Origin of the sequence: Marinobacter bryozoorum, from assembly GCF_023156245.1 — a bacterium.
GTDB classification, from domain to species: Bacteria; Pseudomonadota; Gammaproteobacteria; order Pseudomonadales; family Oleiphilaceae; genus Marinobacter; species Marinobacter bryozoorum.
The window spans coordinates 23131-29376 of record NZ_JAKZAH010000043.1; the positions used below are offsets into that span (position 1 = coordinate 23131).

A 6246-nucleotide genomic window follows, 5' to 3' on the forward strand; every position below is an offset into this window, starting at 1 on the left:
GGCGTGTCACTGTGCACTCGAAGTTAGGCGACTCTTTGCCAGGGCACGGGCCAGAGCCTGATTCAGATGCTGCCACTGGGATTCATCGCCGGGCAGGCCAAAACGAAGCGCCGGAGGCGAAGCAAAGCGTCGCACAAGCACAACTTCCCGCTCCAGCGCCGCAGCAATGTGACCGGCGCTTTCCAAAAGGACGTAACGGAACAACGCCGTGCCGGTGGTCGCTGGCAGGCCATGAGCCTGAAGCAGAGTATCCAGCCGGTTCGATGCCGATCGTAACTGCTCTGCATTGGCGGCCTGCCATGTCTGGTCCTTCAGGGCCCGTTGCATCACGTAGCGGGCGGGACCACTGAGCGCCCAGGGGCCGAGAAGCCCGGCAACCCCGGCCGTGATTTCCGGGTCCCCGATCACCGCACCGGCTCGCACGCCTGCCAGTCCGAAGAACTTGCCCACCGACTTCAGAATCACGAGCCCGGGATGGTCCGCCGCCACGGTCATCGAATGCTCTGCTTCATCCGGCAACAGGAATGCCTCGTCGACAATCAGCCAGCCGCCACGCTGCCGTAACTGCCGGTGCCAGGACAATAACCGCTCCCGCGAACAATGCCGCGCCGTGGGGTTATTGGGATTGATCCAGACCAGCACATCCAGCTCCCGTAACCAGTTGTCAGATTGATGCGCCTTATCCTCATCAATCGCCACCACCGTATGCCCTGCCAGTGCCCAGCACCGGGCATGCTCCTGGTAACCCGGTACGATGACGCCCACCCGACAACGATCGCGCAAGCGCGGCAGCACCTGAATGACGGACTGGGTACCGGGCACCGCAACACATCCCGCTTTGCCGGGGGCACTGCTCCATCGCCGTATGTCCGTTTCCAGCCCATCGCCCTCTTCTGGCAGACGGCGCCAGACCGACTCCGGAATGGCGGGAACCGGCCAGCCCAGGGGGTTAATGCCGGTAGACAGGTCCAGCCACCGGTCAGGAGGAATGCCCTGACGCCGGGCGGCTTCGTGCAACTGCCCGCCATGATGTAATTGCTCGTTCATGGTGTTAATGCCTGATAGAGCCAGAAAACCATCGCGCCGATTCCGAGAAACAGGAGCCACAAAACAACGCCCCGGTAGACCAGCCGGATGGCCGACTCGACGGTGTCAGCCGACGCCGTGACACCCGCACCCAGCAAAGGCCGCTTGCGAAGTCCCTCACGATAGGGAGCCGGCCCACCCAGCTCGACACCCAGCGCACCAGCCCCCGACGCCATGACCGGACCTGCATTTGGACTGTCCCATTGAGTCGCCTGCTCCCGCCAGCACTGCATAGCCAGCCGGGTGCGCCCCAGCAATGCGTAAGTCGTCGCGGTCAGCCGAGCAGGAATCCAGTTCAGCAGATCATCCAGGCGGGCCGCGCAGCGCCCGAATTCATTAAACCGTTCATTGCGATAGCCCCACATTGCATCCAGCGTATTGACCATTCGGTGCAGCAGCAGACCCGGCAGGCCAGCGACCAGAAACCAGAACAGGCTGGCAAAGACTGCATCGGCTCCGTTCTCCAGCATGGATTCAGTCGCCGCCGTGGCGATACCCGCATCATCCAGCTGGGTCGCATCGCGGCTGACGATACGGCTAACGGCATCCCGTGCCGTTGCCGTGTCTCCCATCGTCAGTGGCAACAGGACAGCCCGCCCGTGCTCGGCCAGCCCCCTTAATGAAAGCGCCAGCCAAAGGCAGACGGCTTCCAGCGCCCAGAGCAAGGGCCCATTCAGAAAATAAGTGATCGCAGCGGCCACGGCGAGCACGGGCGACGTCACCAGCACAAGTGCCACACCTCCCCGAACCACAGAGCCCGGCGGTCGATTCAGTCGGCCTTCCATGCGGGAAGCGAAATTGCCGAACCCGACAACCGGATGCCCGCGCTTTGGCTCTCCCAACACGTGATCCAGCACGACCGCTACCAGACAAACCACAACCGATTCGATCAATTACCACCTGCTTGCACTCTTCAAGGGAAGCACAGTCTACTAGAGCTTCGATGGCTTGACACAACCGCGTGCCCGTTGGAGTATCGGCGCCTTCTCGAACAGGATTACCTATGACGTTACCAGAAAGCTGGACATGCGCCCCCGCCGGCCCTGACGCCAACCTGATTGAACAGGCCACACAGCGCCAGAACTTGCTCACCAAACCTCCCGGCTCTCTGGGTCGGCTGGAGCAGACTGCCATTGCCCTGAGCGGCCAACAGCGGCGGGAACGCCCGGCTGTGGACCGGGTGCATATCAGTATTTTTGCCGCCGACCACGGCGTGTGCGCCGAAGGTATCTCGGCGTATCCCCAGGAAGTCACCGCACAAATGATCGCCAACTTCGCCCACGGTGGCGCGGCGATCAGTGTTCTGGCCCGGCAACTCGACGCCCGACTGGAAGTCATTGATCTGGGTACCGTTGGGGAAGTGGCCGCAAACCTGCCCGGCGTCGTCAGCGCCCGGATCGCAGCCGGGACAAACAACCTTGCCGCAGGCCCGGCCATGAACACAGAACAGCTGAACGCAGCTCTTGAGGCGGGTGATGAATCGGCAGCAAGGGCCGCGACCGCCGGTACAGACCTGTTTATTGCCGGCGACATGGGCATCGGCAACACGACTACTGCTGCAGCCATGGCCTGTGCGTTGCTGCCAGCATTGCCCGACGAACTTGCAGGCGCGGGCACCGGGCTGGATCAGGCAGGCATCAGGCACAAGGCCGATGTTATCGACCGGGCACTCCACCGTCACGGTGACGGGAAAGATCCCCTGGAGGTACTTGCTTCGCTGGGCGGTTTTGAAATTGCCGCCATGTGCGGGGCATACCTGGGCGCTGCCTGGCGCGGCATACCGGTGCTGGTTGACGGCTTTATAGCCTCGGTGGCTGCGCTGGTGGCGGTACGCCAGCAACCAGAGCTGAGACCCTGGCTGCACTTTGGCCACCACTCAGCGGAGAAAGGCCACCAGAGGATTCTGCAGGCTCTGGAGGCGACGCCACTGCTGGATCTGGGCATGCGCCTGGGCGAGGCCAGTGGTGCTGCCGTGGCCGTCCCTCTGCTGCGACAGGCCTGCGCACTGCATAATCAGATGGCAAGCTTTGCCGACGCTGGCATAAGTGAGAGCTAGTCGTGGAGCCTTCCTGCACCATTGTTGATCTGCTACGACACGGCGAACCCCAGGGCGGTCCGAAATTCCGTGGCTCGCTGGATGACCCCCTGAGCGAACTGGGCTGGCAGCAGATGCGAAAGGCTATCCAACGCGAAGATCAGTGGGATGTCATTCTTTCCTCACCACTGCAACGCTGTCGTGCTTTCGCAGACGCGATTGCCGCAGAACGTCGGTTGCCGCTCAGCGTGGAAGACGGCATGCGCGAAGTGGGTTTTGGCGAATGGGAAGGGAAAACCAGTGCAGAAGTGGCCGAATCGTACGGCGACCATCTGAAACGTTTCTGGTCGGATCCGCTGGCAAACACACCGCCGGGAGGAGAGGCGCTGGGGATTCTGCATCAGCGGGTTACCGCTTGCTGGAATAACTTACTGCAGGAGCATCAGGGCAAAAAGGTACTGCTGGTCTGCCATGGTGGCATCATTCGCGTGCTGCTGGCTGAGGTGCTGGGCATCCCTCTGGAACGCTCGTTCTCAGGCTTCGCCGTACCCTTTGCCTGCCGAAGTAGAATTCGGGTAGACCGTAGCGAACACGGCACCTTTCATGCCCTGCTCAGCCATCGCCCACTTCCCGAGCACGAGTAATCCTCAGTCCGCCTGCCTGCCTTCTTTGAGCACCACTGGCAAGCCAGCGACACTCATGACCACGTGATGGCACTCACTGGCCAGGTCCTGATTCAGCCGACCCAGTTCGTCACAGAAACGGCGGGTCAGTGCGTCCATACCGATGATTCCAAGGCCGACCTCATTACTGACAATAACCACCTCGCCAGGGTAATTCTGCACCCCCTCCAGAAACGCTACCCGTTCCCGCTGCAGGGTTTCGTCACCCGCGGCCAGCAGGTTGCTTAGCCATAGGCTCATACAGTCCACCAGCAAACAGGGCGGTTTGTCGGTATCCCTGTGCTGCATTAAAGCCTGGCCCAGTGACACCGGCTCCTCTGCCAGACCCCAGTCATCGGGACGCAGTGCGCGGTGGCGTTCTATACGCTGTGCCATCTCCTCATCGCCAGCAGTGGCCGTAGCCACGTAGACCACTTTCGAGCCCGTCGCAGCGGCCGTCTGCTCTGCCAGCGCTGTCTTGCCAGAGCGAATTCCTCCCAGCACCAGGGTCTTTTGTCCCATACCGCTATCCTTTCATTCCCATCGAATGCCTTTAAAATACGGCATTCTACCTTTCAATAAGGGGCAACCGTGAGCCTACCCAGACTCCGACTTTCCGAAGAATGGCAAACATTCTGGCTGGCGATCAGCTTTCTGACACGCCTCCCCGTCCTGATCAACATCGACTACTCGCCCAGGCTGATGAGCAACAGCAGCACTTATTTCCCACTGGTCGGCCTGCTTCTCGGCATCATTTACGCTGCTGCTTACAGCGTCCTTGAGATAATGTTCAGTCCGCTGGTAGCCGTGTTACTGGTGATGGTACTGCACCTCTGGCTGACCGGTGCTTTCCACGAAGACGGACTGGCAGACAGCCTGGATGGCCTGGGCGGCGGCTATACTCTGGAAGATCGACTGCGCATCATGAAAGACAGCCAGATCGGGACCTACGGTGTCATTGCCCTGGTCATGGCACTGCTGCTGAAGGCGGCACTGCTTGTGGAGTCGCAAGTCACCTGGCTGGCGCTGTTAATCGCACCCTGTATCTCCAGACTCACGCCTCTGCTGCTGATGCGTTGGCTTCCTTACATCACCGGCAAAAAAACCAGCAAAACCGGGTCAGTTGCGAATGCTTTCCCCACGGAACGACTGCTTCCGGCGGTGCTGTTCACTGTCCTGGTGATTGCCCTTGGTAGTTTCTGGCTACAGGCTCTTGCCCCGTTGGCTCTGGCGGCCACGCTGGGCGTTGCATTGATCTGGGGCAGCTACCTGAAAAGGCAGTTGGGAGGCCATACCGGCGACTCTCTGGGCGCTTGCGTTGTGTTTTCCGAGCTGGTTTTACTGGCGGGGCTAGTCTGAAGTTTGCCACTATGCAGCAAAAGTTGGCAAAGCCGGTGTCGGCAGTGACGACCGCGTCATGTTGGAAGATGCTCCTGGCAATGCCCAGTTTCCGCAATCGGGAGTCGAAGGTTGCCAGCACCGGTTGCAGCGCCTGGTGCTCCTGACCTTTACCGAAAGCCTCCGCATCAATAACGAACTGGTGTTTCTTATCCACCGTGGCCACGCCGTTATAGTTTTGGATCGTGCCCTTCCTGGATGTCATCTTGGCGCTTTCGTTGTCAGTCAGGTTGCTCTTCACTTCCTTGCTCCGCTTTCCCCGGCCTATCCTTGGGCGGTACTGAAACGGGGTCAGGGTCAGCGTAACACTTCACAAAGCTATCAGGTGTCAAGAAGATTGGAGGCTTGCCAACTGAGTGACAGCATTGAGTTACGTGACTATTAAAGCTACAGCCAAGTGTGCGCGTCAATTTATCGACCTGGAAACAGAACCGCGATTCGAGTTTTGGCGTCTAGACGGAAGGGATTTCTGTCCGTCTCAATGGAAGGAAAACTGGGGCGAACGACGCCCTGCGAATGTTCGCTTGTGTTTAGCGACGGGAGCAGCCTGATCGAAGTAAGCGTTCATTCCGCGACGTTCTGCCACCCCACTGAGATTCGCCCTACAGTAACCTCACATTTCCCGATACGAGGTTACCCCCATGAGAAAGCACCGTACTCCAGAACAGTGGCAGACCCTGGTTGATCAGCAGCGCGCCAGCGGCTTGTCAGCACCGCAGTTTTGTAAACAGGAGAAGATCGGTTACGCCAGCTTCTGTAACTGGCGCAAGCGCCTGTCCGACCCGTCGACTGAGGAGTCGTCAGGTCCCGGTGAAGCCGGTTTTCTGGATCTCTCGTCGTTGATGGGCAACTCTCCATCCTCCGGCCCCGGCTGGAACATTGTGCTCAGCCTGGGCAATGGCGTTGAACTGCGGCTGAGCCAGAACGGATGATTGGGCTGGATAGTCAGGCCCGGATCTGGCTGTGCACCGAGCCCACCGATATGCGGAAATCGTTCCGGGGCCTGAGCGCCCTGGTCCGGAATCAGTTGAAGCACGACCCGCTCAGCGGCCAGTATTTCGTCTT

General features: G+C 60.1%; 8 protein-coding genes and 1 pseudogene. 5 read left to right on the top strand and 4 right to left on the bottom strand.

Annotated elements, in window-relative coordinates:
- Nucleotides 1-6 precede the first annotated feature (6 nt).
- Both cobD and cbiB read right to left on the bottom strand, forming a co-directional pair.
- Nucleotides 7-1047 (bottom strand): threonine-phosphate decarboxylase CobD, encoded by a 1041-nt coding sequence (cobD, locus tag MLC59_RS17085; RefSeq protein ID WP_248236612.1) that lies wholly within the window; start codon nt 1045-1047, stop codon nt 7-9.
- On the bottom strand, nt 1044-1979 hold the full coding sequence (gene cbiB / locus MLC59_RS17090) for an adenosylcobinamide-phosphate synthase CbiB (protein ID WP_282451072.1): 936 nt from the start codon (nt 1977-1979) through the stop codon (nt 1044-1046). Before cbiB ends, cobD begins: the two co-directional genes overlap by 4 nt.
- Nucleotides 1980-2089: 110 nt before the next feature.
- Here cbiB and cobT point away from each other — a divergent pair, with 110 nt between their 5' ends.
- Together cobT and MLC59_RS17100 are read left to right on the top strand one after the other, a co-directional pair.
- Entirely contained in the window at nt 2090-3142 is a 1053-nt protein-coding gene (gene cobT, locus MLC59_RS17095; protein ID WP_248236613.1) for a nicotinate-nucleotide--dimethylbenzimidazole phosphoribosyltransferase, read from the top strand.
- 2 nt (nt 3143-3144) lie between these two features.
- Nucleotides 3145-3765, top strand: coding sequence for a histidine phosphatase family protein (locus MLC59_RS17100; RefSeq protein ID WP_248236614.1), 621 nt, complete (start codon nt 3145-3147; stop codon nt 3763-3765).
- Nucleotides 3766-3768: 3 nt separating this feature from the next.
- Here MLC59_RS17100 and cobU read toward each other — a convergent pair whose 3' ends face one another.
- Nucleotides 3769-4305 carry a bifunctional adenosylcobinamide kinase/adenosylcobinamide-phosphate guanylyltransferase gene (gene cobU / locus MLC59_RS17105; protein WP_248236615.1) on the bottom strand — a complete coding sequence of 179 codons (537 nt, stop codon included), beginning with the start codon at nt 4303-4305 and terminating at the stop codon, nt 3769-3771.
- A gap of 69 nt (nt 4306-4374) precedes the next feature.
- On the opposite strand from cobU, the gene cobS reads away from it, so the two are divergent.
- Nucleotides 4375-5142: an adenosylcobinamide-GDP ribazoletransferase gene (gene cobS / locus MLC59_RS17110; protein ID WP_248236616.1), complete on the top strand. Its 768-nt coding sequence runs from the start codon at nt 4375-4377 to the stop codon at nt 5140-5142.
- 22 nt (nt 5143-5164) lie between these two features.
- On the opposite strand, the pseudogene MLC59_RS17115 reads toward cobS, so the two are convergent.
- Nucleotides 5165-5458, bottom strand: a pseudogene (locus MLC59_RS17115) (IS1182 family transposase); the annotation flags it as partial.
- Nucleotides 5459-5822: 364 nt separating this feature from the next.
- Here MLC59_RS17115 and tnpA point away from each other — a divergent pair.
- Nucleotides 5823-6113, top strand: coding sequence for an IS66 family insertion sequence element accessory protein TnpA (gene tnpA, locus MLC59_RS17120; RefSeq protein WP_091642903.1), 291 nt, complete (start codon nt 5823-5825; stop codon nt 6111-6113).
- A partial coding sequence (tnpB, locus tag MLC59_RS20180) for an IS66 family insertion sequence element accessory protein TnpB (RefSeq protein ID WP_427901739.1) occupies nt 6110-6246 on the top strand: 137 nt, incomplete at its 3' end. The genes tnpA and tnpB, both read left to right, overlap by 4 nt.